A 22,651-nucleotide genomic window follows, 5' to 3' on the forward strand; every position below is an offset into this window, starting at 1 on the left:
AGGAGCGTCGTTATGGCTATAAGCTTAGAAACCATCCGTCGTGCAAATGCAAATATGATGAGCGGGCGCAGCATTAAAGATGTCGATCTTCCAGAAAAGATTAAACGTCAAATTATAGAGCGTCGTTATAGTGAAGCAGAAATCAATGCTGCTTATGCACGTTCACTTTTACGTGATAATAAATAAATGAGCGACCATAATACTTTTAGCAAACTTGTATTAAGCGATAAAGATTTTATCGGAATGGTCGCTTATACCATTTATAAAAAAGATAAGAATAACTGGATTGATGCTTACGAAGCCAAGCATGGTGCTAAACCTACGTATGATCAAATTCAGCAATTTTTCAATATTGATACAACAACAGATCAGAAAATATCAAGTTATAGAAGGCTTGCGGAAGATCGTTTAAATAAGTTCATTGACGAAACGACATTAGATGAGCTTGTGCAATATAAAAGTCAAATACGTGACGATGAAATTGTAAATGCAGTTCATACTCCATGGTGGAAAGAGTTATTGATTAACGTTGGTGCTGGTATTGTTGGTGCTGCCTTGGTGAGTGGTTTTTCAATTTTCTATTGGTTAGGTCAGGTGAAAGAAGATGCCGAATTCCAAAAGAAATTTAATGAAAAAGTGGCTGAAACAACAGGCATTCCGATGGATGAGATTAAAAAAACTCCGCAATAAGCGGAGTTTTTTGTTAGTTAATTGATCTTTGAATATCGAGTACTTGTTTGTGCAAGATATTTAACAATGCTGTCAGTTCATCCCCAGGCAGAGGGTGGTCTAAGTGCATTTTGGTCAATGCTGACAACATAAGTTGCAGATTTTCGACAGGGTAAGCGATCTGTTCTAACTTTTCTTCTGCTGTCATATCTGCTTTTATTTGTATATCAATAACTGATTTCATATCTTAAAGTCCTAACTCTTTGAATGAGCATCACTTTTAAATAAAAAAATAGGGTAAACCAAGCATGGCAATTGACCATGCTTGGTGGATTAATCGAAATCTAGCACATTTAAAAAAATGACTTTCCGTTTAGTGCAGTTTTTCAGAAAAATCTCGTTTTAAAATATTTTTTCCGCGTTGTAGAACTTCTTGCCTTTCACTGGAGCGAAATGCCCATTGTGCAGAAAGGTGATCAAGATAATTATTAGAAGCGACCTGAAGCCGCTGTTCTGCGGTCATGCTATTTATGCAATTGTGGATAATGCCATGTGCTTGTTGCAGCTCATATAGCAAGGTTGCTAACTGATCTAATGCAATAAGTGTACTGGCACAGGTTTGTTGCTGTGCTGTGGTGAGTTGTGGCTGCAAGTCCCAAAATAACTGTGCAAATTGTTCCTTGATATTATTTTTCATCACTCAAACTCCCCAGAACAGCATTGAGAAAGTTAAAGCGGCAGCACAGAAATACATACTTGCTTCAGCTGTGTTCTTTAAAAAATTTTGGCGTTTGATTTTGCGTTGGCGAGCTTTGTATGCCTGCAGGTCATAAATAGGGGAATGTTCACGTACGTTATTTTGAGCGCACGAATGTGCATTAGCGAAATGTTTCATTTGCTGATTCCTTTTGTCAATTTACTAACTGACACCATCACTTCCTACGGTAATGGTGACAGACTGAACAGGGGTAGGAATTACCGTGACAAAAGGAAACGGCCAGTCAAACGACTGCCCTGTCCAGCCTGCCAAAAAGCAGCAAAGCTGAATTTTACGCAAAAAAATAGCCCGAGGGCGGACTTTTTGCGCCTTTTGTCAAAATATTTCAGGTTCCTACGCCTGACCATAGATTTTGCTATGGTGAAATTAGAGTATCTTAGATACTATTAAGGCGTCAAGACTTTATGCAAAATTATGTGGGTGGGGTGCTGTAAGTGGCTTATATTATGTACTTTTTAATAGGGATATTATTTGTAATAAGTTGGTCAGTACTTTGGTTTCTTATAAAACCTAGAAGTTATTTTCTGACGATTCATCACGCTCCTGTATCACGTTTAAAAATATTTTTTCACCATTTAGCAGCCGTTTTCGCAATTTTGGTATTAATGGCAGTTGTTGTACCTAATGAGCCTAATCAAGCTGCTACAGGCAGTGAGCTTTTAGTTTTTTTACTGGGTATTATTTCTACTATTGTTTTTTTGATTTATTTTGGCAAAAACAAGATAAATTTAGGCAAGAAAGATAATGTTCAACCTGTTCAACCTGTTCAACCTGTTCAACCTGTTCAACCTGTTCAACCTGTTCAACCTGTTCAACCTGTTCAACCTGTTCAACCTGTTCAACCTGTTCAACCTGTTCAACCTGTTCAACCTGTTCAACCTGTTCAACCTGTTCAACCTGTTCAACCTGTTCAACTTGTTCAACCTGTTCAACCTGATCAACCTGTTCAACCATCACCATTTGTGGCGGTAGAGAACACAATAGATAAATCCGAATTAAGGCAAGCCAAACATTCAAATATAAAACTGAATAATACGATCTTAGGTTTCTTTGAAGGTATTTTTATTGACGATACAATCAATGAAGTTGAAATCAAAGGTCTTATACGCTGGATAGAGGTTTATCCTGAATTTTGTGAATTAGCTAATTTTGATAGCCTATATCAAATATTAAACAAGGCTATAAACGATAAAGCATTTCTTGAAAAAAACCGTAGTGAAGTTAATGAACTATTAATCACATTTAAACGGTCAAAATACTTTGCATCTGGTACGGCTGATATTCAACGTTTGCATGGTCTACTTTCAGGTTTACTTTGTGATGGTAACATTACTGATATTGAGGTCTTGGCATTACAACAGTGGTTGGATGGACACAAACATTTAAAAGAAGAAAACTTATATGAAGAAATCTATTCATTACTTTCGACTGTCAGAGTTTTAAATAAGGTAGATCTTGCTGTTATTGAAGCGCTGGTCGCTAATATCAGTAAGTATGTGAATAGAGATGACTATTGCTTGCCTAAAGTAGCATTGAGTTCAACACTAGAGCAGAGAAATCCAAATTTTTATCACGGGGAATTCAAAATAGATGGGGCATTATTCTGCATAACTGGTGCATCGAATAGATATACCAAAGCAGAGTGGAAAGAAGCTATTGAATCTAAAGGTGGATTATTTACAGATAGCTTAACCAAAAAAGTAAAATACTTGGTCATCTGTAATAAAGGGAATCCACACTGGGCACACATGAGTTATGGACGTAAATTTGAACAGGCTTTGAAGTGGCAAAAGGATGGAGCGAATATCCGTATTTTAACTGAAGATGATTTTGTAAATATTTTGGCCGTGAAATAAATGGGGGTGCTCATAAGGATACGAGCAGTCTCATTTCAGACCAAATGAAAAGTACAACAGATATGGTCAAGGCGACTACTGAAGCTATTAAGAATTTGAATAAAGGATGATGGGGTAGCTATTCTTAAAATATGTGGTGAAAACTCAGGATTATGCTTTAAGCGAAATAGCTTCTAAGTTACTATGAATTTATAGAATAAATAAACTTACGAAGGGTTATTGGCACAATGATAGAAATGATTGAGCAAGATGGCTATTTGGTTACATTAAAGGAAATGAGTCCTACAAGTGGAGGAGTTTCTGCAAAAACATACTTGGCAGAAGTCCAATGGCCAAATGGTGATATCATTGAATCATTTGTTAAACTATTTCCTGTAAATACAAGAATTAAAGAAATTATTAATGAAAGTTTTGGATTCTTGCTTGCCAACTCGGCTAGTTTGCGTCAGTCAACTCGTGCAGCTTTAATTAAATTAGATGTTACAGAATTCCCTATTGATACAAACACAGATAGTTTTGCTGCTGCTAATGGCTTCGTCTATGGTTGGGTGACTGCAAGTCTAGGCGGTAAAGATTTAAAAAAGATGTACCTTAAAAATCCCCCTAATATTTCTAGTAATGAAGCACAGCAGATCCTTTCGGTCTTGGGTTCATGGCCAAACTTTAAATCTTTGGTTGCTTTCGATGATTGGGTAGGCAATATTGATAGAAATATTGGGAATCTAATTTTTATTAAAAAAGATGATATAGGTGTAATTGACCATGGCCAAATTTTTGGAGTGGTTGATTGGCAGTGTGAAAAAATTGACCCTACATATAATAGTACAAATTGGATGTTAAATGCATTTAAAGCTCAGTACAAAGGGACAATACTTCATCCAACTGTATACCAGCCAATTTTAGATATTGCTGCAAAAAATAGCAGTTCTTATGCTCAAGCAAAGGCTGATATCCAAAACTGCATTATCCAGATTAATAAAACAATAGGTAGTAATTTAGACAGTAAAATTGACGAATTTTTCAATTATTTTGAAATTCGTTTTGCTACGGTTGCAACTCGTTTACCTCATGCTTTAGCTGCTTAAATAGGTGGATTCATATGTCAAATATAATTAAAGGTGAATGGTCACTTGTACAATGGAACCCAGATATAGCTACAGAAGAATATCTAAATATTGGTGTTTCATTTCAGCATGAAGGAAAAAATCATTTCAAAATGTTAGATAGCTTTGGTCGTGTTCATTGTTTGTATGATGAGGATACAGTAAAGCATCTTCAGGATGTGATAGATATTTCTTTAAGTGCGTTTAAGTCAGATAACTTCAATTTTTCAGATCAAATTCGTCTGATTAATAAGGGCTTAGCTAAAGGGCAAAGTGAAGAAAAAATTTTAGAACGATTGTATGGTCGAGTTGTTACGTTGGGCAAAGTACATGCAGCAAAGGAGAAGGTAAAAAATGACTTTAGATATATTAAAAACGAACCTTTTTTAAAACGAGCTACAGCTAACCTTAGAAAGGTAATGAAAAGTAATGAAGAATATAAACATTTATTAGACTTATTTCCTGAAGATAGCTATTTGAGAAAAAATAATAGTGATTTATATGTACCTATGAGAAGCTCTTCTAACTATGGTAGTTTCGTTTCTGTTGTTACGAATAACGTAGATACCATAAACACTAATTATTTAATGTTGGCAACTGATCTTTTAACAGCATCTCAGATAGATAAAAAGGGTGCTAACTTTTTTGTTTTAAGACCATGTGCAGATGAATTAAAAAAACTAGATGAAGGAAAGGTCGATGAAATTGGAGAGACTTTAGATAAACTCGATTTCAAATTTAAAGGCTATGAATTCAATATTGAAAGTGCTGATTCAGAAGAAGAGTTAAACGACAAAATGTTATTTTGGCTTGGAAAAGAGGCAGCATAATTTTAATCAATCAACCCTTTAAGACTCCTTAAAGGGTTAGTTAAGATAATATAAAAAATAAGTTAAGCTGAAAGATATACCTGACATAAACCCTATCAGGAATGGATAGAGCCACATAGGTCACCTTTATAAGTTGATTCGGTGTTTGGTTATAGCAGCAGCTCGTTCCTGTGCTTGAATAAATGCACACTTTTGTTGATGTAATTTATGCAACTCTTTCTGTAGTCGTGTGAGTCGTTTATAAGCAGCAAACAAATACCACAGCACTAGCACAGCAATAAATGTAAGAAAGATCATAAGTGAAACCATTAAATGTAAATGTGTCATATCTAATCCTGTGAGTTACAAATAGGGCAAGGGCATTCGATTGGATCTGATGAATCAGCGGTAACGATTGGCATGTTTTTCTTCCAGGCTTTTACACTCTATACACAGCGTGACAGCTCCTAACTTTTGACGTTCTGGTGGAATAGCATTGCCACATTCTTCACATTCAGAAAGCGATGCGGTGCTGTAGTCGCGTGGTTGAATGTTTACTTGTTTAAGTTGTAGTTCTTGGGCTACATCAATTAAGTCAGTCATGCGGGAACCAGTTTTTTTTCAGAAAGGGCTGTGAAAGGAAGTTCAATATCTGGATTTGGTTGAGCCGAGGGAGAAATTTGATAAACCCATTCAAGAATTCCACGACCAGTCCAACCACACTCAAGGTTTTGGCATTGGCCATATAGAGTTTTAAGTAGAGCATTTTCAACATACGAATGTCGTATAGATAACCGATAACCACAATGTGGGCATTTATTTTGATAGAGTGTTGCCATTCTTATAATCTCGATAAATGATGATTTGTTTTAATTATTGTATCATTTGTAATGACTTTTGTTGTGGTTATTACGATATTTCGTTATTATTAAAGGGTGAACTGTACCATTTCCGCCGCTATTTCCCCAGATAGCGGTATTTTTTTGCCTATTACTTAGCTTTATCAATTCTTGCCTGTTCACGTTTCAAAGCATTTTCAGCTGTCTTTTTGGTTTTATATACATGTACCAGTTTTAAAGGTTTGCTCTGATCACCACTGGTGAGCATTGGAGTGTTTCTGCCATTTTTATAAAAAACCACAACGCCTGTGTAATCTTGATATGACTTGGCTTTGCGTTTGCCGACTTTCTTTTGAGATTCAGGTGTTTCAAGTTTAGTTTTATCTTCAAATAATTCTGAAATATCGTCTGCATTGGGCAACTGTACTTCCAACTGAATTTTAGTGGTAAATCCTGTACTGTCATTCAATTCATGTGTAATGGTTTTACCAAGCCAAACAATGTCATCAATCTGTGGTTTTATCCCTTCAAATGTAAACTGCTGTTCTGGAATTAGGTCAGCACGTCCTTTGGCCAAAGTAAAACTCAAGCTTTGTTCAGAACGTTTACAACGATTGAACTCTGCAAATGCAGCCAATTCTGCTGTCTTTTTATCACGATGCACAAAGCGAATTTCTTTAGGATTTTCATGGTCTGTACCAATAATCACAAATAGCTTTTCGGATTTATTGGCATTGTAATAGTAGGCTTTAACACCGTTTACCTTGTCATTGCTGGCACCACAGTCGTAACTATGTTGGTCACCAAAATGCCGTTTTAATTCTACATCTGGTAAAGCAAGTCCAGAACCTGATTGACCTAAACCTTTGGGCAATAAAACTAGGTGGTTATTTTTGACAGTCGCAATCGCATCGTGTTCATCTGCAATTCTGGTAATTAAATTGGCATCACTTTCATTTTGTGCCAAATAGCGAATAGTACGGTTGGCCAGTTGGTCATGCACAACAGGTTTTAAGCCATAATCGACTGCAATGGATTGGAAAATATCCTGCAGGGTTTTATTTGTAAACGAGCGTTCACGCTTTTGACGTAAACCTTCAGACAAGTCATTGCTTTGGGCACTAATGCGTAAAATATCTGGTGATCCGCTATGACTGGTAGAGCTGACTTTGAATTTGCCCTTATCAATTAATCCTGTATCTTGCCATCCAATCCAAACCTGTAATTCGGCACCAATAGGCGGAATATCCAGTAAACCGTCTGCATCATCCAACGTTATGTCTACACTGTCTGTGACCAAACCACGGTTGTCTGTAATGGTCATACTAATTAAACGTGGGGCAATGAGCCGCGAAATATCATGGCCATCTACATTAATTCGGTAAATTGCATGCGGGTAATTGGTCAGTCGCTCATGTTCAGATAAAACTGAATTCACCAAAGTATTAATCATTTTTCTACCTTAGATAAAGCGGTTGGCCAGATTGACACCCATACCGACTAAGCCACCTAATATTGATGGCTCATAATCTCGAATAATGGTGAGATTTACGGTAAAACTGATTTTTCGGGCACCACCATTTTTAAAGAATACGGTTTTGGTTTCTTGGATCTGACCAATCGTACATGCACCATAAATTTTTCCAGTACCTTCAATTAAAATATAGGCTTTGCCTGTGTCAGCCATTTCACGAAGTCTGTCCAAAGAATCATTAAACCCAGTCAGTTCTGGATAAATGTCACCTGTTAGCGTAATCGTATCTTCACCTTTACCTGTGTATTGGTAACTTGGTGTGGTACCAAAGCGGTTATTGCCTGCATGTTTCCAACTGGTTGAACGTTGGAACTCCTGATAAGCAGCGGTTGATAATTTAAAAACAAATAAACCCAAAGCCATCATCATGTTGAATTACTCCCGATCTGACAGCATACGACGCTGAATTTCAGCACGTTTACGTTCATGTTCTTCCAATTGTTTACGCACAGATTCTGCAGCATGATGCAAAGGTCCACCTGTAGCATCAGACTTGACGATAATTTCAATTTTATCCTGATTGATAATCGTAATGTTGCGACCACCTGCAGTTGGCATGGCTGTTTTTGCCATAGTTGGCATGGTAGGGGAGAGCTGATTAATCATTGCACCAGCCATTACTGGTGGAGGTGTTGGCTGTTGGTTAAAAATGTCTAATGCTTGATTAAACTGATTCTTTAGATTCTGCATGCCACCCTGAATACCAACGCCCATGCCACCCATAATATGGCCACCAATACCTGCCATGACACGGGATGGACTGTGAATATCCATTTTCTTTTTAGCAAAGTCAGGAATATAGCTATTAACCGTATTCCAGATTTCTTTAAGTTTGCCAAAACCAGATTTAATCCCATCGACTAAACCTTGAATGATGTTGTTGCCAATACCAAGCATTCGATCTTTAAGACCGCTTAAATAAGCAAATATGCTGTTCCAGCCATCAATAATTTTCTGCAGGATTGGATTGGTTGAAATTGCAGATACTAAACTATTCCATGCATTGGCCACTGTTGCTTTGATACTTAACCAAGCTGTACTTGTTGCTGCTTTTGCTGACTCCCATTTAGCTGTAAACCATGAGCCAATTGGTGAAAAGAATGAAACAATAGATGCCCATACACTGGCAGCACCCATTTTCATGCTCATCCATAACGAACTAAAAAAGCTCCCAATACTGGACCAATTCGCAATGAGCATTCTCGGGATACCAATTAAAGGGAATAAAAAATTCAATAATGGGTTATTTGCAAAAACGGTATCTACGTTTTGGATTATGCCTTTAATGAAGTTGATGCCTGAACTAAATGCATTTTTTACAGCTGCCCATACATTGCCAAAGAAACCTTTGATTGGTTCCCAGTTTTTATAAATAAGATAGGCTGCACCCGTAACTACGGCAACAGTGGCAGTAATGGCTAAAATCATAGGGTTAGCTAACATTAATTTTCCAACCCAAACAAAGGCTAGACCAATAGCTTTAATTGGACCAAGTAAGAATTTTAAAGCACCTGCTGCTGCACCAGCACCGCCACCAAGTGTTGCCATCGTCATTTTGAGCATGGCCAAAGGACCTAGTACTGTTACTACACCTAAGGCTAAAGCACTTAAACCACCAATTACTGCAATAGCACCAACTGCAACTTTGACTAGCGTGGAAGTTAGTGCTGGGTTTTGGGCTGTCCAATTTTGCACAGCTTGGATAATGCCACTAAACTTACCAATCAGATTATTCACTGTGGGCAATAAGATATTACCAATGGTTAGTCCAACTGCTACAACCTGATTCTTTGCCAGTTGTAGATTGTTTGCAGTTGTGGCAGCACGTGCAGCATATTCTTTTTCCATACTGGCTGCGTACAGTGTTTTATCTGAAACTTTATTTAAGTTGGCTTCCAATGCTTCCATGTTTGTGAGTAGTGGAGCGATGGAACCTAAAGATTCTGAACCAAATAAATCTTTTAACATTGCTGCTTGTTTATACTTATCCAGTTTTGAAATGGCTTTTAAAACTGACAGAGTTGTGCCTTCCGCATCTTTCTGCATATTCTGGGCTACTTTCTCTGCGTCTAGCCCAAGATCTATATAGGCATTGTGCTGAGATTTAGTTGCAGACTCACCAGCAACCAATGCCAACATCATATTTTTAATACCTGTTGCAGCTACTTCTTCAGCTACGCCCATGCCACGAATTGTTGCCCCTAATGCGGCAATAGATCCAGAAGCAAAGCCACCGACTTCACCCAACGGACCAATACGTTGCACAATATCCATGATGCCTTTAGCCGCGGCAGGGGTATTGTTGCCTAGGTAGTTAATTTTATCCGCTAATGTTGTTACTTCAGATTGTGACATTTTGAATGCTGTACGCATTTCTGCCATTGCCTGTCCTGATTCTTCGGCTGTAATGTCGAAAGCTACACCCATCTTCACAGCTGTTTCAGCAAACTGCGATAATTCATTTTTAGCAATACCAGACTGTCCACCAGCAGCGTAAATGGCTGCAATATCCTTTGCAGCCATAGGCAGTCGTGAACTCATACTGATGATGTCATTTTCCATTTGTTTGAATTGTTGTGGCGTTTCAAAGTCCACCACTTTCTTGACGTCAGCCATTGCTGATTCAAAATCAATTGAAAGTTTAACTGGTATGCTCATTGCTGCTGCAGATGCACCTGCAACCATTAAACCTGTCTGTGCATAACCTGCAGCTTTTTTTAATTGTTCTTGTGTTTTGGCAAACTTTTCCTGTGCAGATTTGGCATTGTTGAGCGCATCACGACGTTTATTTAGCTCCATCGTGGTCTGCAGAATTTTGTCTTTCAGCTCGCTTTCATGATCTGCAAGTCGGTCCACGCTTATGCCTGCTTTATTTAGCTCTTGGACAGTGGCAGTGATTTCCTGAGATTGGTTTTTATAGGTTGAGTTTAGACGTTTTACTGCAGCTTCAGCTTTACCTAATGCGGTGACTTGTTCTTGTGTAAGTGGCCCAAGTTTAGCTTGTTGCTTTAAATCATTAATAGTTTGCTTATGTTTTTCTAATGATGCATTGGTTTTTTCTAATCCGTCGCGTAGTTCATTAAAACGCCCAATTCTCCGCTGCTGATCCTGTAGAGATTTTAGATGTGAGTTGGTTTGTTTAAATGCTTTTCCTAAATCATTCGAGCCACCAATGATGGCTTTAATAGGACCTGTAAGCTCATCGCGTGCTTTAAAAAGTACTTCTAAATTTAAAGTTGCCATTGGTGGATTGACCTATTCTGTTTGATTTCTTTCTATTGCTAACTGATGCCATTTGGATAGCTCAGTCAGACTCATGTGTTCATAAGTTTGCGGTGGCCAATGAAAGACCACCGCAATATTGGCAATCGCAGAATCTATGCAGGGGACAATTGTGCATCCATTACTGCACGCTGAGATTTCGGCATCAAAAAATAAACGACAGCACCTCCCAGTTGAGCAAGGTCGACAGGATCCATAGCTGCAATTACGACTGCAGGTAATTGTGGTGATGTCACTTTAGGTAAAACCTTAACCAGAGCATCTACTTGAGTGGTGTAAATTTCTTGAAGCGAAACACCGCTTAGTGCTGGTACAGATGGTTTTCGTACAGTTACATGTGTAACTTGTGAGCCACCAATCATGATGGGGGTTTCCAGTTCAATGACTTTTTCATTCGGGTTGGCGATGGTCTGTGTGGTTTCGATTTGTTCTTGAGTTGGTTCCATGTCATATATCCTAAAAATGTATTAAAAAAACTGACGTACGATATTCAGCACGTCAGGGAAGGGAGCTTAATAACCGCACGCTTTACGTTGCGCTTCGAGTCGATCTTTACCACCAATGTTTTCTTTCATGCCCATGATGTCGATTTCAGCCACAACTTCACCATTCACGGTCAACTTGTAATAAGCACATGGCATCACGACAGTTTGTTCAGTATCGTCACCAGGCTTTTGCGTACCAAAATCAATTTCTTCGTGACGACCACGGGCAACAATTTCCACAGCATCTACTTCGCCTGTGTCATCACGCTGATACGCACCTGCGAAACGCAGCTGTACACCTGAAACACTGGCGTTGGCATATTGTCGAATTGAAAGTAAATCCAAGCCGCCAATTTTGAATTCAAATTGAATGCCATCATCAGACATGCCTAAATCTACTTTTACAGGGCCATTCATTCCTGCACCACGGAAGCTTTCTAACTTACGTCCAAGTTTTGGAATGGTGACCTCTGCTGCCTGGCCAATATATGATTCAGCATCATTGAAGATGCCAAAGTTTTTCAATTTTGCTGGTAAACCCATATTTCTTTACTCTTAAAATGGTTAAGCAAACCACCGCTTATGCGGTGATTCGTGCGCCAAAATCGGCAAGATAGACATCTTCAATACGTTGGATAAAGCCTAAATCTTCCAGCGGTGGTACAGGCGTATAGTCATAAGAAATACGCAATTTACCTGCTTTGAGCTGTTCAACACTGTTTTCATTTTCGTCATACCAAGCTTGAGCACCCATGATGTATCCACCATTGGTCAACTCACGAAATTTGGCATTGATACCTTCAATGATGTCGTTCACCAGACTTGGGTGCATTGGTTTGTCTACAGCCCACATGTGAGCATCAGCAATCGTGTCGGCAAGAATTTGTGCAGTACGAGTGTAATTTTCAAATGCAAATAGCGGATCAGATGAACAAGTGCGTGAACCCCAAAAGCGGAAGCCACTTTCATTAATGAGTGTGGTAATGTCATTTGAGTTGAGATAACCCGCATCTGTATCCGGGTCTTGTAAATCCCAAAAAATATCCTTGTCGATACCGATGACACCGTTTACAGGAACGTTAGACAACGTTTTATGCCAACCCGCTGTTTTGTCAATGTAAGCACGCAAGCCTAGGGCAGTGGCTACAGGTGAAACTGCTTGATTTGCACTTGTGGTTGTATCGAACTTCAGCCATTGCGGCCAAATGAGCATTAATTCACGTGCACCAAAACTTTCTTTATATGCAATAACGTCTTCTTTGGTTGCACAGTCATGTGCATAGGCATACGCCATGCCACGTAATTTTTGTGCAGTCGTCACCAACTCAGCTGTGACGGCAGCATTATCTAGACCAGGTGTACCTAAAATACGTGGTTTTACGCCCAAGGTAGATTTGGCAGTAAGTAAGGCTTTTAAGCCCGTATATTTACCTTCAGCTGTCGTAGTGCCAATAACAAGTGAAGTTTGCTCTTCTGGTGTTTCTGCTTTGGCCACTCGAACGACTACAACCATTGTATTGACCTGATCTGCAATAGACTGCAGTGATTGTCGTAATGTGCCTTCAGTACCTGCTTTGGCAATGCCTGCCTGTACGTTAGTAAGTAAAACTGGAGTATCTAGTGGGAAAGCGGTTGCATCAGCATCGTCAGAAATTGCGATCAGTCCGATAATTGAAGTTGCAACGGTACGAATAGGACGTGTACCTGTACTCACTTCTACAACACGAACACCGTGATGGTATTGATCAAGTGCCATAAAAAAACCTGTTGTGATGTTTTAATTTCATCAAACAGGCTTGCATAGAAAACCCCACAATTAAATTGCGGGGTTTTGTAAGTGAGGGGAGTACAAATATAAGTTTATAACGTCAAAGCATGTTCCCAAATTTGATCAACTTGTTCATCAGTCAAGCCGAGCAATTGACACATATATGCGACTGAATCACTTGTACGATGAAACTCGGTCGCTTCAGTGTATTCAATTTGAATACGTGCTCGTGTCTGATCATCTTCTATTGCGCTGATTGAGTTTTCAATCTGGTCAAGCAACCCATTTTCAAGTAGTGTTAATTTGAATTGTCTACGAGTGAGTGGGCGCAACGATGCTAAATAGAAAGTTCGTTTTTCTTCATCTGAAGAGTATTTATGTGGATTTATATGACGATCCACATCTTCATCAGTCATAGCAACATGCTCTTCGGTAATTAGATGATCTTGTGAGCCATCTAACTCAAAAGCGTAAACTTCATTTTCACATTTAAAATATTTCATTATCGTAGTTCCCACCAAGCAAGGACTCTTTGATCTCCACTACCTTCGATCATGTATGTGTTTCCATCCGGGATAATTAAATTGAGCCATCCCCATGCCGCAGCATCGGCCACAAAGATTCTGTCACCATTAAGTGTTATGTAGCCATTATCAAAGTTTGCATTAATAAACAATTGAATAGGACGACCTGTTGAATTTGTATAAGTTGTTCTTACTACACGTGAAGCTGCGACATTCGTCCACGTTTGACCAACACCGAGTAAGGGTAAATTAATGTCCTTCGTGCCATCAAAATCAACATTATTGATTTTACGTGGAGTACTCAGCTTTGTTGCAGTCGCTGCATTACCACTGGTATTTTGATTTCCTACAGTATTTACACCGGGTAAATTAATATTGTCCGTACCATCAAAACTTACACCGCCAATTGTGCGAGCCGTTTGCAGTTTTGTTGCAGATGCTACGTTACTTGATGTGAGTGCAATTGATGACCATTCAGACCACGTATTATCATTAAGTGCAAAACGAATGTATTGATGCCCACCATTTACAGCACTAAATCGTTGCCAACTGTATGAATAATGATTATCTCTTGAACTAAACCCCTCGATTGCTCCATAAGCATCAGGGAATGAGCCACCACTTGTTGGACCATTTAACGCTAGGTAGTGACAATACCCACCATTATTGCTTTTTCCTGCTAAAAAGTCAGCAACCTGCATGGGTGACATAGCTGCAATATGACTTGTATTGAACCCTGTTGTTAAACCATAACTTAAACCAGTTGATTCTTGCGTTAATACAGTATGTGTTTTCTTTAAATCAACCGTATTGTCGCCCCGAACCACACCTGTTATAGCTTTAATTCTTCCGTTTAATGGTTCTGCGCCTAACGTGAAAAAACCACCTTCTTTATGGCTTGCAAAGAACCCTGATGAATATTGCTCAATTGTTTTTCCGTTTCCGTTATCAAAGAAGAAGCCTGAGCCATTTTTTGAGTTATGTTCAAGAATAAACGCTTCATCATAACCATGTCTTGTAACTACGTTTTGCAGCGTTTCAGCCTTGTGTTTTGCACTGACAACCTTGTCCCATTCACTCCACTCACCACTATAGAATCCTCGCTTATACTCAATAGCATTCGCGCCGAAATAGCCTGTAATTCTTTGAACTATCCCTGCCGTTTTTTCCACAATTAGACTAAATGAAAGTGCTATTGGCGAATTCCATACACTTGCACCTACAATATCCTGATCACAGAAATAGTAACCTGCAGTAGTGTAATTATTTAGATCTGCGCCATATGGAATATATTGCCAGTTGTCAGGCACAAGAATGTCTGCAGTGCCATCAAAATTGACACCGTTGATTTTACGAGCTGTGTTTAATTTTGTTGCAGTCGCTGCATTACCACTGGTATTTTGATTTCCTACAGTATTTACACCTGGTAAATTAATGTTTGCAGAACCATCAAACGACACGCCGCCAATTGTGCGAGCCGTTTGTAATTTTGTCGCAGTCGCTGCATTACCACTGGTATTTTGATTTCCTGCAGTATTTACCCCTGGTAAATCAATGTTTGCAGAACCATCAAACGACACGCCGCCAATTGTGCGAGCTGTTTGTAATTTTGTCGCAGTCGCTGCATTACCACTGGTATTTTGATTTCCTGCAGTATTTACCCCTGGTAAATCAATGTTAGTAGTACCATCAAAAGCGACTCCACCAATTGTGCGAGCTGTTTGTAATTTTGTTGCACTTACAGCATTCTCAGTTTTTCCAAGTTTACTGTCTTGCAGAACTTTACCCTGCGCTGCAGATAGAGGTTTTGTTGCATCGGCAGTTGTTAGATTGTTTACAATGTCTGCACGTGGAACATAATTTTCATTAACCCAGGCTTGTGATGCATAAATAAGTGATTCATCTAAAGTTAATTGAACAATAGATGCATCTTGAATATCAATCGTAAATTTTAGACGATATTCTGAAACGCCCTCTGTATCTGCAACTTTGAAAAATGGCGCATGTGAACCATAGCTGATTAACACGCCATCTGCAATGACTCCAATTTCACGAATCCAGAAACCACCAATATTTGAGGGGATGATTGCTTCAACAGTAAGCCATTTCGAAATAGTTGGATGTTGAGTGTATTTATTGACAGCTTGACGATGTACCTCATGAACTAATGTCGTTCTATTTTTTGATGGAGTTGGTACAGATCCACCGCCATCACCAAAAGCAACATGGGTGATATTTAATTTTGTGTTATTCGCTAAAGCTGTAGCAATAGCTGCATCACCAGCATTAGTTTTGATATTGTAATATTGACTCATAATAACGGTCTGCTCTCAAAAGTAACGGCATGTTGAGCCGCAAAAACAATAACGTTTGGCATGATTGGATTAGATGTAATCTGAAGATTGGAAACATGCCGACTTGCTGCTTTAGATTCATAAATAAGTCGATTTACTTCATAAAACACTTCGGCATTAAGTTCACGCCCAATTAAATCGAGTTCTAGTGCAAACGTTCCAGGAGTACCCATTGGAGATTGGTTGAACCATTCGATGAGCTTAATTTCATAACCAAATGGGGTTAATACCTGTTTAATTGCCGCAGGTGTGCCTTTTATTTTGTGCTGTTGTCGTGATTTTTTAATCAATTCACGTTTTAGCGACGGTACAAATTTATGATCCCAATAATCGACAGATTCTTGCCAAGCTAAGGCTGGTAAGAAATCTTCAGGAACTAAATCAAAGTCTTGAACTAGAGTCAGAGATGGTTGTTGAAATGCATACGCTCCAGTAGCCGCCAGTGCGATTTCTAATTTGGTCGCATTAGGTAGGAGAGTTTTCATTCAGTCCCCCCAATAACGACATTATTGCCGATACAATGGGCATGTTGATGTTGTGTAATCGGAATATCATTTGCAGGATCTGTAATCACAACACGGCTAACGCCTTCAACATGCAAAGCAGCATAAACGGCAGATAAACGAATACTTTGTCCAATTTGTTTCAGTTTTTCTATGTACGCATTTAATCGCTGATTTGCTAGGTTAATTATTAATGCGCCATCTGCATTTTGGGCAATGAATAATTGTGCATTGATACTATAGTTGATGGCTGTACTTGATTTCACTGTAGGCCGATCACAAACAGGACGTACATTTTCTGGATCAAGTGCAGCCTGAACGATATTGACTAATTCAACTGAAGCAGCACCAGTTTCAGAGTCATGCTGTGTAATGATTACGTCTAATAGATATGGATTAGCTTCATCTGAAATTACTGCGACATCTGCGACCCGCCCATCTGCTGTTTTTGCAAAGAACTTATATCCATTTACAGAACCTGCAGTATTCATCGCATCTAATGACAGCAGGCAACGTTCTTTTAAGCTTTCATCAGATTCCATTACCTCAGCGACAGGAGGAATTACACTACTATCAGCAGGTGTGATTATTAATCTCTGGATACCATAATAAGTGACGGCAATATGATCCAGTTCTGCACCCGTGGAATATGCTAAAAGCATTGCCCGTGCATCTCGATTTAGTTTGTTACGATATAAAAGCTCTAAATATGCATTTTCCTGAAGAATTTTTGTTACTGGTTCAGACTCACGATTTAATGTTGTTCGCCAGACCTCCTGTTCTTCAGGAGGATAAAGATTAATAAATTGTTCTTTACGATTATTAAAAATTTGTTCAAAGTCTAATTCTTCAATTAGAGTTGGCGTTGGTAATTTTGAAAAATCAATATTATTCATGCGATAGCTCCAAATTGAAGTGGAATACTTAAAGATGCTTGTCTATTGCTATTACTGAGTAAGCAATTTAGTTCAATAATGAATTTTCCTGGCTGATTCATCTCGAGTGAAACGGTATTCACCTGAATTCGATTCTCCCAACGCATTAATGCTGCAGCTATAGCAGCAAAAAGCTGAATTTCGGTAGTATCATTGGTTGGTGAATCAATCAACTGAAATAGTAGAGAACCGTACTCACGACGCATCACACGTGAGCCAATTGGTGTCAGTAAAATGTCTTGAATAGATTGCTTGATATGTTCAAATTCAGTGATTTCTAAACCAGTGTCACGTGACATCATTACTGTGGACCTCCCGTATTTCCACCACCAGTTTGGATACCAGAGTGGATGTGGGTTTTCAGACTGATTCCAGCAGCAGTAACATCACCATCACAAGTTAATGAACCTTTCGCATAGCTAGTACCGTTTACTGACTGACTGCCTTGAACGGCATTGTTTCCAGTCATGCTGGTATTGCCGTTAATCTGCAGATTTCCATTGATCGTTGTATCACCGTTCACGGTTACACCGCCATCAGCGGTTAGGGTGGCAGTACCACCACCTGGCAGGATTGCGGCCAGATGATGTGATGCGACGTCATAGGAAATCACACAACCATCTTCAAAAAGCCGAAGTTTTAAATTTGGATCATTGGATGGGGTAGGGTAAGAATCATTATAAAAACCACCAATAGCCACGCCTAAACCGATTTCGCCACAAGGTGACAGCACCATAACTTCTTCACCTTCACTCGGTGCATCCCACGTTTTATCTTTTCCTGCACGGGTGGTAATAAAGCGAATTTCATCGGTCACGATGTCGCCAAGATTGACAGTGACTGTAGGAATTGGACTAGATGGGTTTACGGTCTTGATAGTTCCAAAGCGGATAATGTTTTCAAGACGACGATTTGATTCTGCATTCATGCTGATACTTTGCAGTATGCAAAATAGGGATGCATTAGCGGGATTTTGTAAGTGAGGGGAGTACAAAAGCACAGACTTTCATATTTTAGTTTTGCTCAATATGTTGGAGTAAGTATGGATTCCCATTGCTTGCTGACATATCAAGAAACAACGAAGCGACCTACCTCCAGTCGCGCTGATCAAGTAGGATTGATCTGCAGAGAGTATGTTGGATAAACACTTTTTATTTTTAGACTTGTTTATAAAGAGAAATATATAAGTCAGAGTAGCAACACTCACATTGACGGTTTGCCACCGTGGCGGTTCGGCTGTTTTTATTTACCGATCACATCTAAATGCTTCAGCACAGAATCTTCAATTAGTTTTACATCTGCATCAGAAAATCCGAGTAATTCACGTTTTGGATAAGTCACTGATGGTCCATTACGTTCCACACGATCTTTAAAACCAAATTGGTGTACAGATGCAATTCTATTTACCTGACTTAAAAAACCTACACTAACTTTATCTGCATTACTAAAGTTACGCAGATATTTTGTTGTGCGTAATTTGCTGAACATTTTACGTCGGATACGTTGGCCTTGACGTAAACGTCTAGGGGTATAAGCCGATCCATCTGGGTTTGCCTGTGATGAAATACGCTGCTGCTGACTTTTACGCAAGTCAGCACCAACTTTTTTATTTAATTTTGCCATTTCACTTGCACTAAGCTTATCCAGTAGCGGGGTTAGGTATTTCACCAGATCATTCAAATTGTTCTGCATGGTTCACCTTTACTAAACCGATGATTTACTGGTAAAGGGCATGGTCAAGTCAGTTTTATTTTCAGGGTCAGTGCTTTGCCAGCTGGCTACGATCACGCCATTTTCATCGACTAATTCATAAGTTTGAGCAGCGAAAGCAGGTTCATACTGGGGCTCTGGTGGATAAGTGAATTCATACGCATCAAGTTCATTTTTCTTGATGATGATACGTTCTGATAATTCAATTTCAAACATTAAATCGGCTTTGGTATTGTCGATAATGTCGGCTTCAAATTTAACGGCATCTTTATTTGTTTCAAGATTAGTCATGAGTTCAGATTGATGTGTTCTGATCCACTGATACAGTACAAATGCGATGGTATTAGCATCGCCTGCAAAATCCTGAATAATAATTTTGACAGGGTAAATGGCCATCATGCTGAGTCCAGACGTCATTGTTGAGCGATAACGTCCGTTCTCAATATGCATGCTGAGTTTGTCAGGGTTTATCTTTAAGTACTTAATACTATTAATTAAGTACTCGCGTAAACTATGCGGCTTATTCATGCCAATGCGCTCTGTTCGTAATGCTCATCTAAGCGGTTCAGCACACGTAAAAACTTGCTGTGATAGCCTAGTTTTTTATAGTTGCGCCCGTTATAAAGGGTAAAAACAGAATGCCAGTCTTTACTCTGTAACGCTTCGAGTAGTGTGACTTTCTTACCATCTATAGTTCCTGACTTCCATTCACAGAATCGAAGGAACGCTTCAAATTGTAAAGATTCGCCTTGTTCATGCTGTTGCACAAATTCTTGTACAGATGCATAGCCGAGATTTTTCCAATTTTCACCCATTAACTGAAAGCGCCCCCAACTAGCAGATTGCAAAGCACACTCTTCATCAATTTGTTTTGCCAATGACAATCGTACATGTTCAGCTGTTCCCCCGTGATAACCACCTGTGGAGGTATTCACGATATTTGGGAGTCGCTTCATTGTGTAATTTGCAAATTCTTTACCGAACTTTTGTGCTAGATAAAAATACATGCGATGACGTTCAAATAGAATTTTTGGTTTGCCATTCGACAAATACCCATCCCCATGTGTTTCTACTTCTGCAATAGCACGAATTACAATTTCTGGAACACCAAGACGCTTTGCACCAGCGGCTAGATCTGAATCTTTTAAAAGTTTACTGGTGTCTTCGCCACGTAGTGCCTTTAATGTGTAATCACCAACCAAGCCATCCACTTTTAGATTTTTCAATTTCTGAAATTGAATAACGGCATATTCAGTGTTTTCACCAAAGTCACCATCAACACTTAATGGCTTTTTGTTTTTTCCAGAAACGCCAGCTTTGATCAGTAATTTTTGTAAGGTGCTGACATCAGCACCCTTTGAACCAAATTTTAAAATCATGATGTTCTCCAAAACATTGCTGATACGTTCCCCTTGGCCTTAAAGACCACGGCACTAAGAACTAATGCAAAGAAGACATCCCAGATTGTGACGGGATCTTTTAGGAATAGAATATTCACACTTTGCGCCATGAAAGCTGCAATAAGCAGGGCCGATACAATGGAGTGCAGACGGCTGCATTCAGAAAATTCACAGTCAACACAAATGATTCGTAATGCACAGATCATGTAGCAGAAGACCGCACAAATAGAGAAAATAATTTCAAGCATGATCAATCTCCACCTTTCTTGTTTCTGAACAAGTTAAGGACATCAATAAATTTTCCTGAGAAAGCTGAAATAATTTCAGAAAGCGTTGCACCATTTGCCCAAGCCATTACTTTGTTTAAAACTAAAATGGCAAATAGGGCAGTGATAAATGCACCGCTTGAATAGCTATCAATAAAACTGTATTTGACAACTTCAGGTGCAAATAAATAGCCAATTGCTGTCGAAATTAAAAACGCGCCAATACGTTTTTCGTAACCGCCTTGCTGTGAATAAAATGACACAAATGCAGCACCAATCACGGCACCAAATAAAGCGTCTCCATTCACAAATGGAAGAAGAGAAATCAGACCTGCGCCAGCGGTAATAGCAACGGTGGTCGATGATGTTGGTTCAGCCATATAACCTCAATCCCAAAGCGAAATCGTTTGGGCAGTTTGTTGTTGTGTATTGATTTCAGGGAGAACCACAGATGTTCCAATGGTTAGGATTGGTCCTTGTTTTGCTAGGGCAGGGTTTGCTTCGAGTACAGCTTCAACAACACCACTTGTACGTCCGTAATGTCGCCAACAGATCAGATCCACGGTATCGTTCTGTAAAGACAAGATTGTTTTTTTCATATCAAGTCCACTGTTGTTCGGGCAGAACCAAGTAAATCCCGCATGGCCCAACGCAAGTCACGACGGTATTCATCAATGGTTGGCGTCATATCTTCAGCTCGTTTCTGTCCAGTGCTAGTACTGTCATAAGAGCGATACTTTTCATTGATATGTGCACCAACGTGTGCCACGACTGCGCGAAAATATAAAATATGAGTGTTTGGTTTGTTGTTGATTTGACCTGTAGCTAATTCAGCCAAGGATCCACCATTATTTTTTAATAGGGCGAGACCCGTATTAATTTCTATCAGCGCATTTTCAATTGCTTCAATCAGACGCATGTCTGAAACGCTGCCATCAAAACGTAATGACTCACGTACAGTTTTTAATGAAATATCAATAAAAAATGGATCGTTAGTAATGGTCTGATCTGTATTATTAGTACCGTTAAACGTTAATCCACTCATATATTTTTATCCTAAGAGTCGGTGGATGATGGTTCAGAACAAGAACTTGAAAGTTTTGTCATCCCCATCATGCCGACTGGTGCAGGGGGCACTTGTTAAGAAGTACTAACAGGTTGTTCATCCTGTTTTTCTTCTGTTTGTTTGACCAAGAGCTTTTCAGCTTGGGCTAAATCCTGTTTACACCCAACATTACTTTGTAGCTCTATGGCCTTTTTCATGTAGAGAACGGCAAGGCTGTAATCTTTTTCAGCCATATAACTTTTGCCAATGGCACAGTTTAACTTCGCTCGGATCTGATCGTGCATATCGTATGCTTCGGTCATGTTGAGTGCTTCACACATAACATTCAGATCAAAAGATTCACCTGCACGAATTTTGCTTAAAGCAGCATTCGCAATTTCTTCAGCGACAATACTTGGCGTATCACGACTAAATGAATCAGGCATTTCCAAACCATGCGCCAATGCAAATTTTGCAATACGCAAACCTTGTTCAAACATTCCAGCATCAAAGCACCACAACATAATTGTTGTAACGACTTCATCATTTACTTTCTGATCTGCAGAAATGATGCCTTCTACATACGGTAAATGCTTTGGAATAATTTTGGCTTTAGCTTCAGCTCTTAACTGCTCTGATTTGATGCCTGATAAAATGGATTTATCATTTTTCAGTTCGATGAGCTGTAATTGATAAATTGAAGCATCTAGACGGTTATCGCCAAACTGATCTGCCTTGGCAGATTGCTCTGCCAAGACACGAAGGCGATGTTTACGAGCATGGCTCATAGA

General features: G+C 39.2%; 33 protein-coding genes. 5 read left to right on the forward strand and 28 right to left on the reverse strand.

Features of this window, described 5'->3' with window-relative positions; genetic code table 11:
* Positions 1-12 precede the first annotated feature (12 nt).
* Positions 13-186, forward strand: a complete 174-nt coding sequence (locus HX743_RS09620; RefSeq protein ID WP_178319094.1) for a hypothetical protein — start codon at positions 13-15, stop codon at positions 184-186.
* Positions 187-690, forward strand: coding sequence for a hypothetical protein (locus tag HX743_RS09625; protein ID WP_178319095.1), 504 nt, complete (start codon positions 187-189; stop codon positions 688-690).
* A 13-nt stretch (positions 691-703) separates the two neighbouring features.
* Here HX743_RS09625 and HX743_RS09630 read toward each other — a convergent pair whose 3' ends face one another.
* The 5 genes from HX743_RS09630 to HX743_RS16390 all read right to left on the reverse strand — a co-directional run bounded on the left by HX743_RS09630 (position 704) and on the right by HX743_RS16390 (position 2,428).
* Positions 704-913, reverse strand: a complete 210-nt coding sequence (locus tag HX743_RS09630) for a hypothetical protein (RefSeq protein WP_178319096.1) — start codon at positions 911-913, stop codon at positions 704-706.
* A 129-nt stretch (positions 914-1,042) separates the two neighbouring features.
* Positions 1,043-1,366: a hypothetical protein gene (locus tag HX743_RS09635; RefSeq protein ID WP_178319097.1), complete on the reverse strand. Its 324-nt coding sequence runs from the start codon at positions 1,364-1,366 to the stop codon at positions 1,043-1,045.
* A 3-nt stretch (positions 1,367-1,369) separates the two neighbouring features.
* The gene (locus tag HX743_RS09640; RefSeq protein ID WP_178319098.1) at positions 1,370-1,564 is read right to left on the reverse strand and encodes a hypothetical protein; all 195 of its coding nucleotides are present in this window, start codon (positions 1,562-1,564) and stop codon (positions 1,370-1,372) included.
* A gap of 24 nt (positions 1,565-1,588) precedes the next feature.
* On the reverse strand, positions 1,589-1,726 hold the full coding sequence (locus HX743_RS09645; protein ID WP_178319099.1) for a hypothetical protein: 138 nt from the start codon (positions 1,724-1,726) through the stop codon (positions 1,589-1,591).
* A gap of 408 nt (positions 1,727-2,134) precedes the next feature.
* Positions 2,135-2,428: a hypothetical protein gene (locus tag HX743_RS16390; RefSeq protein WP_250316222.1), complete on the reverse strand. Its 294-nt coding sequence runs from the start codon at positions 2,426-2,428 to the stop codon at positions 2,135-2,137.
* On the opposite strand from HX743_RS16390, the gene HX743_RS16395 reads away from it, so the two are divergent.
* From HX743_RS16395 to HX743_RS09660, 3 genes are all read left to right on the forward strand, one after another.
* Positions 2,410-3,303, forward strand: a complete 894-nt coding sequence (locus HX743_RS16395) for a BRCT domain-containing protein (RefSeq protein ID WP_348637021.1) — start codon at positions 2,410-2,412, stop codon at positions 3,301-3,303. The two genes, HX743_RS16390 and HX743_RS16395, sit on opposite strands and share 19 nt — an antisense overlap.
* Before the next feature lie 227 nt (positions 3,304-3,530).
* Positions 3,531-4,388 carry a hypothetical protein gene (locus HX743_RS09655; RefSeq protein ID WP_250316223.1) on the forward strand — a complete coding sequence of 286 codons (858 nt, stop codon included), beginning with the start codon at positions 3,531-3,533 and terminating at the stop codon, positions 4,386-4,388.
* 14 nt (positions 4,389-4,402) lie between these two features.
* Positions 4,403-5,236 (forward strand): hypothetical protein, encoded by an 834-nt coding sequence (locus HX743_RS09660; RefSeq protein WP_178319101.1) that lies wholly within the window; start codon positions 4,403-4,405, stop codon positions 5,234-5,236.
* Between the two features lie 381 nt (positions 5,237-5,617).
* Here the strand turns inward: HX743_RS09660 and HX743_RS09665 are convergent, their stop codons facing one another.
* The 23 genes from HX743_RS09665 to gpM form a co-directional block, all read right to left on the reverse strand.
* Entirely contained in the window at positions 5,618-5,818 is a 201-nt protein-coding gene (locus HX743_RS09665; protein WP_178319102.1) for a TraR/DksA C4-type zinc finger protein, read from the reverse strand.
* The gene (locus HX743_RS09670; protein WP_178319103.1) at positions 5,815-6,054 is read right to left on the reverse strand and encodes an ogr/Delta-like zinc finger family protein; all 240 of its coding nucleotides are present in this window, start codon (positions 6,052-6,054) and stop codon (positions 5,815-5,817) included. Before HX743_RS09670 ends, HX743_RS09665 begins: the two co-directional genes overlap by 4 nt.
* 151 nt (positions 6,055-6,205) lie before the next feature.
* Positions 6,206-7,507, reverse strand: coding sequence for a contractile injection system protein, VgrG/Pvc8 family (locus HX743_RS09675; protein WP_178319104.1), 1,302 nt, complete (start codon positions 7,505-7,507; stop codon positions 6,206-6,208).
* Positions 7,508-7,516: 9 nt separating this feature from the next.
* Entirely contained in the window at positions 7,517-7,957 is a 441-nt protein-coding gene (locus HX743_RS09680) for a phage tail protein (RefSeq protein ID WP_178319105.1), read from the reverse strand.
* Between the two features lie 6 nt (positions 7,958-7,963).
* Positions 7,964-10,831, reverse strand: a complete 2,868-nt coding sequence (locus HX743_RS09685) for a phage tail tape measure protein (RefSeq protein WP_178319106.1) — start codon at positions 10,829-10,831, stop codon at positions 7,964-7,966.
* A gap of 12 nt (positions 10,832-10,843) precedes the next feature.
* Complete coding sequence (locus HX743_RS16570) at positions 10,844-11,008, reverse strand: GpE family phage tail protein (RefSeq protein ID WP_348637022.1); 165 nt, start codon at positions 11,006-11,008, stop codon at positions 10,844-10,846.
* A complete protein-coding gene (locus HX743_RS09695) occupies positions 10,966-11,316 on the reverse strand; it encodes a phage tail assembly protein (RefSeq protein ID WP_178319107.1) in 351 nt (116 codons plus the stop codon). Before HX743_RS09695 ends, HX743_RS16570 begins: the two co-directional genes overlap by 43 nt.
* Positions 11,317-11,382: 66 nt before the next feature.
* Complete coding sequence (locus HX743_RS09700; RefSeq protein WP_178319108.1) at positions 11,383-11,898, reverse strand: phage major tail tube protein; 516 nt, start codon at positions 11,896-11,898, stop codon at positions 11,383-11,385.
* A gap of 37 nt (positions 11,899-11,935) precedes the next feature.
* Entirely contained in the window at positions 11,936-13,111 is a 1,176-nt protein-coding gene (locus tag HX743_RS09705; RefSeq protein ID WP_178319109.1) for a phage tail sheath protein, read from the reverse strand.
* A 104-nt stretch (positions 13,112-13,215) separates the two neighbouring features.
* Positions 13,216-13,626 carry a hypothetical protein gene (locus HX743_RS09710; protein WP_178319110.1) on the reverse strand — a complete coding sequence of 137 codons (411 nt, stop codon included), beginning with the start codon at positions 13,624-13,626 and terminating at the stop codon, positions 13,216-13,218.
* The gene (locus HX743_RS16265) at positions 13,626-15,962 is read right to left on the reverse strand and encodes a phage tail protein (protein WP_214129014.1); all 2,337 of its coding nucleotides are present in this window, start codon (positions 15,960-15,962) and stop codon (positions 13,626-13,628) included. The genes HX743_RS09710 and HX743_RS16265 overlap by 1 nt, the downstream gene beginning before the upstream one ends.
* Positions 15,959-16,486: a phage tail protein I gene (locus HX743_RS09730; RefSeq protein WP_178319111.1), complete on the reverse strand. Its 528-nt coding sequence runs from the start codon at positions 16,484-16,486 to the stop codon at positions 15,959-15,961. Before HX743_RS09730 ends, HX743_RS16265 begins: the two co-directional genes overlap by 4 nt.
* Complete coding sequence (locus HX743_RS09735; protein WP_178319112.1) at positions 16,483-17,400, reverse strand: baseplate J/gp47 family protein; 918 nt, start codon at positions 17,398-17,400, stop codon at positions 16,483-16,485. Before HX743_RS09735 ends, HX743_RS09730 begins: the two co-directional genes overlap by 4 nt.
* The gene (locus HX743_RS09740; RefSeq protein WP_178319113.1) at positions 17,397-17,741 is read right to left on the reverse strand and encodes a GPW/gp25 family protein; all 345 of its coding nucleotides are present in this window, start codon (positions 17,739-17,741) and stop codon (positions 17,397-17,399) included. The genes HX743_RS09735 and HX743_RS09740 overlap by 4 nt, the downstream gene beginning before the upstream one ends.
* A complete protein-coding gene (locus tag HX743_RS09745) occupies positions 17,741-18,367 on the reverse strand; it encodes a phage baseplate assembly protein V (protein ID WP_178319114.1) in 627 nt (208 codons plus the stop codon). The genes HX743_RS09740 and HX743_RS09745 overlap by 1 nt, the downstream gene beginning before the upstream one ends.
* 314 nt (positions 18,368-18,681) lie before the next feature.
* A complete protein-coding gene (locus HX743_RS09750) occupies positions 18,682-19,131 on the reverse strand; it encodes a phage virion morphogenesis protein (RefSeq protein WP_178319115.1) in 450 nt (149 codons plus the stop codon).
* Positions 19,132-19,143: 12 nt separating this feature from the next.
* Positions 19,144-19,677 carry a phage tail protein gene (locus tag HX743_RS09755; protein WP_178319116.1) on the reverse strand — a complete coding sequence of 178 codons (534 nt, stop codon included), beginning with the start codon at positions 19,675-19,677 and terminating at the stop codon, positions 19,144-19,146.
* Positions 19,674-20,528 (reverse strand): N-acetylmuramidase family protein, encoded by an 855-nt coding sequence (locus HX743_RS09760; protein ID WP_178319117.1) that lies wholly within the window; start codon positions 20,526-20,528, stop codon positions 19,674-19,676. The genes HX743_RS09755 and HX743_RS09760 overlap by 4 nt, the downstream gene beginning before the upstream one ends.
* Entirely contained in the window at positions 20,525-20,797 is a 273-nt protein-coding gene (locus HX743_RS09765) for a phage holin family protein (RefSeq protein WP_178319118.1), read from the reverse strand. Before HX743_RS09765 ends, HX743_RS09760 begins: the two co-directional genes overlap by 4 nt.
* 2 nt (positions 20,798-20,799) lie before the next feature.
* Positions 20,800-21,195 carry a putative holin gene (locus HX743_RS09770; protein ID WP_178319119.1) on the reverse strand — a complete coding sequence of 132 codons (396 nt, stop codon included), beginning with the start codon at positions 21,193-21,195 and terminating at the stop codon, positions 20,800-20,802.
* Between the two features lie 6 nt (positions 21,196-21,201).
* The gene (locus tag HX743_RS09775; RefSeq protein ID WP_178319120.1) at positions 21,202-21,414 is read right to left on the reverse strand and encodes a tail protein X; all 213 of its coding nucleotides are present in this window, start codon (positions 21,412-21,414) and stop codon (positions 21,202-21,204) included.
* A complete protein-coding gene (locus HX743_RS09780; RefSeq protein WP_178319121.1) occupies positions 21,411-21,860 on the reverse strand; it encodes a head completion/stabilization protein in 450 nt (149 codons plus the stop codon). Before HX743_RS09780 ends, HX743_RS09775 begins: the two co-directional genes overlap by 4 nt.
* 95 nt (positions 21,861-21,955) lie before the next feature.
* On the reverse strand, positions 21,956-22,648 hold the full coding sequence (gene gpM / locus HX743_RS09785) for a phage terminase small subunit (RefSeq protein WP_178319122.1): 693 nt from the start codon (positions 22,646-22,648) through the stop codon (positions 21,956-21,958).
* Positions 22,649-22,651: the final 3 nt, after the last annotated feature.

The organism is Acinetobacter sp. Swhac1 (assembly GCF_013390985.1).
GTDB lineage: Bacteria > Pseudomonadota > Gammaproteobacteria > Pseudomonadales > Moraxellaceae > Acinetobacter > Acinetobacter towneri.

Bases quoted from the DNA above. Each gene is read 5' to 3' on its own strand.
- HX743_RS09620 (WP_178319094.1), top strand. From the start codon at position 13: ATGGCTATAAGCTTAGAAACCATCCGTCGTGCAAATGCAAATATGATG.
- HX743_RS09625 (WP_178319095.1), top strand. From the start codon at position 187: ATGAGCGACCATAATACTTTTAGCAAACTTGTATTAAGCGATAAAGAT.
- HX743_RS09630 (WP_178319096.1), bottom strand. From the start codon at position 913: ATGAAATCAGTTATTGATATACAAATAAAAGCAGATATGACAGCAGAA.
- HX743_RS09635 (WP_178319097.1), bottom strand. From the start codon at position 1,366: ATGAAAAATAATATCAAGGAACAATTTGCACAGTTATTTTGGGACTTG.
- HX743_RS09640 (WP_178319098.1), bottom strand. From the start codon at position 1,564: ATGAAACATTTCGCTAATGCACATTCGTGCGCTCAAAATAACGTACGT.
- HX743_RS09655 (WP_250316223.1), top strand. From the start codon at position 3,531: ATGATAGAAATGATTGAGCAAGATGGCTATTTGGTTACATTAAAGGAA.
- HX743_RS09660 (WP_178319101.1), top strand. From the start codon at position 4,403: ATGTCAAATATAATTAAAGGTGAATGGTCACTTGTACAATGGAACCCA.
- HX743_RS09665 (WP_178319102.1), bottom strand. From the start codon at position 5,818: ATGACTGACTTAATTGATGTAGCCCAAGAACTACAACTTAAACAAGTA.
- HX743_RS09670 (WP_178319103.1), bottom strand. From the start codon at position 6,054: ATGGCAACACTCTATCAAAATAAATGCCCACATTGTGGTTATCGGTTA.
- HX743_RS09675 (WP_178319104.1), bottom strand. From the start codon at position 7,507: ATGATTAATACTTTGGTGAATTCAGTTTTATCTGAACATGAGCGACTG.
- HX743_RS09680 (WP_178319105.1), bottom strand. From the start codon at position 7,957: ATGATGATGGCTTTGGGTTTATTTGTTTTTAAATTATCAACCGCTGCT.
- HX743_RS09685 (WP_178319106.1), bottom strand. From the start codon at position 10,831: ATGGCAACTTTAAATTTAGAAGTACTTTTTAAAGCACGCGATGAGCTT.
- HX743_RS09695 (WP_178319107.1), bottom strand. From the start codon at position 11,316: ATGGAACCAACTCAAGAACAAATCGAAACCACACAGACCATCGCCAAC.
- HX743_RS09700 (WP_178319108.1), bottom strand. From the start codon at position 11,898: ATGGGTTTACCAGCAAAATTGAAAAACTTTGGCATCTTCAATGATGCT.
- HX743_RS09705 (WP_178319109.1), bottom strand. From the start codon at position 13,111: ATGGCACTTGATCAATACCATCACGGTGTTCGTGTTGTAGAAGTGAGT.
- HX743_RS09710 (WP_178319110.1), bottom strand. From the start codon at position 13,626: ATGAAATATTTTAAATGTGAAAATGAAGTTTACGCTTTTGAGTTAGAT.
- HX743_RS16265 (WP_214129014.1), bottom strand. From the start codon at position 15,962: ATGAGTCAATATTACAATATCAAAACTAATGCTGGTGATGCAGCTATT.
- HX743_RS09730 (WP_178319111.1), bottom strand. From the start codon at position 16,486: ATGAAAACTCTCCTACCTAATGCGACCAAATTAGAAATCGCACTGGCG.
- HX743_RS09735 (WP_178319112.1), bottom strand. From the start codon at position 17,400: ATGAATAATATTGATTTTTCAAAATTACCAACGCCAACTCTAATTGAA.
- HX743_RS09740 (WP_178319113.1), bottom strand. From the start codon at position 17,741: ATGATGTCACGTGACACTGGTTTAGAAATCACTGAATTTGAACATATC.
- HX743_RS09745 (WP_178319114.1), bottom strand. From the start codon at position 18,367: ATGAATGCAGAATCAAATCGTCGTCTTGAAAACATTATCCGCTTTGGA.
- HX743_RS09750 (WP_178319115.1), bottom strand. From the start codon at position 19,131: ATGCAGAACAATTTGAATGATCTGGTGAAATACCTAACCCCGCTACTG.
- HX743_RS09755 (WP_178319116.1), bottom strand. From the start codon at position 19,677: ATGAATAAGCCGCATAGTTTACGCGAGTACTTAATTAATAGTATTAAG.
- HX743_RS09760 (WP_178319117.1), bottom strand. From the start codon at position 20,528: ATGATTTTAAAATTTGGTTCAAAGGGTGCTGATGTCAGCACCTTACAA.
- HX743_RS09765 (WP_178319118.1), bottom strand. From the start codon at position 20,797: ATGCTTGAAATTATTTTCTCTATTTGTGCGGTCTTCTGCTACATGATC.
- HX743_RS09770 (WP_178319119.1), bottom strand. From the start codon at position 21,195: ATGGCTGAACCAACATCATCGACCACCGTTGCTATTACCGCTGGCGCA.
- HX743_RS09775 (WP_178319120.1), bottom strand. From the start codon at position 21,414: ATGAAAAAAACAATCTTGTCTTTACAGAACGATACCGTGGATCTGATC.
- HX743_RS09780 (WP_178319121.1), bottom strand. From the start codon at position 21,860: ATGAGTGGATTAACGTTTAACGGTACTAATAATACAGATCAGACCATT.
- gpM (WP_178319122.1), bottom strand. From the start codon at position 22,648: ATGAGCCATGCTCGTAAACATCGCCTTCGTGTCTTGGCAGAGCAATCT.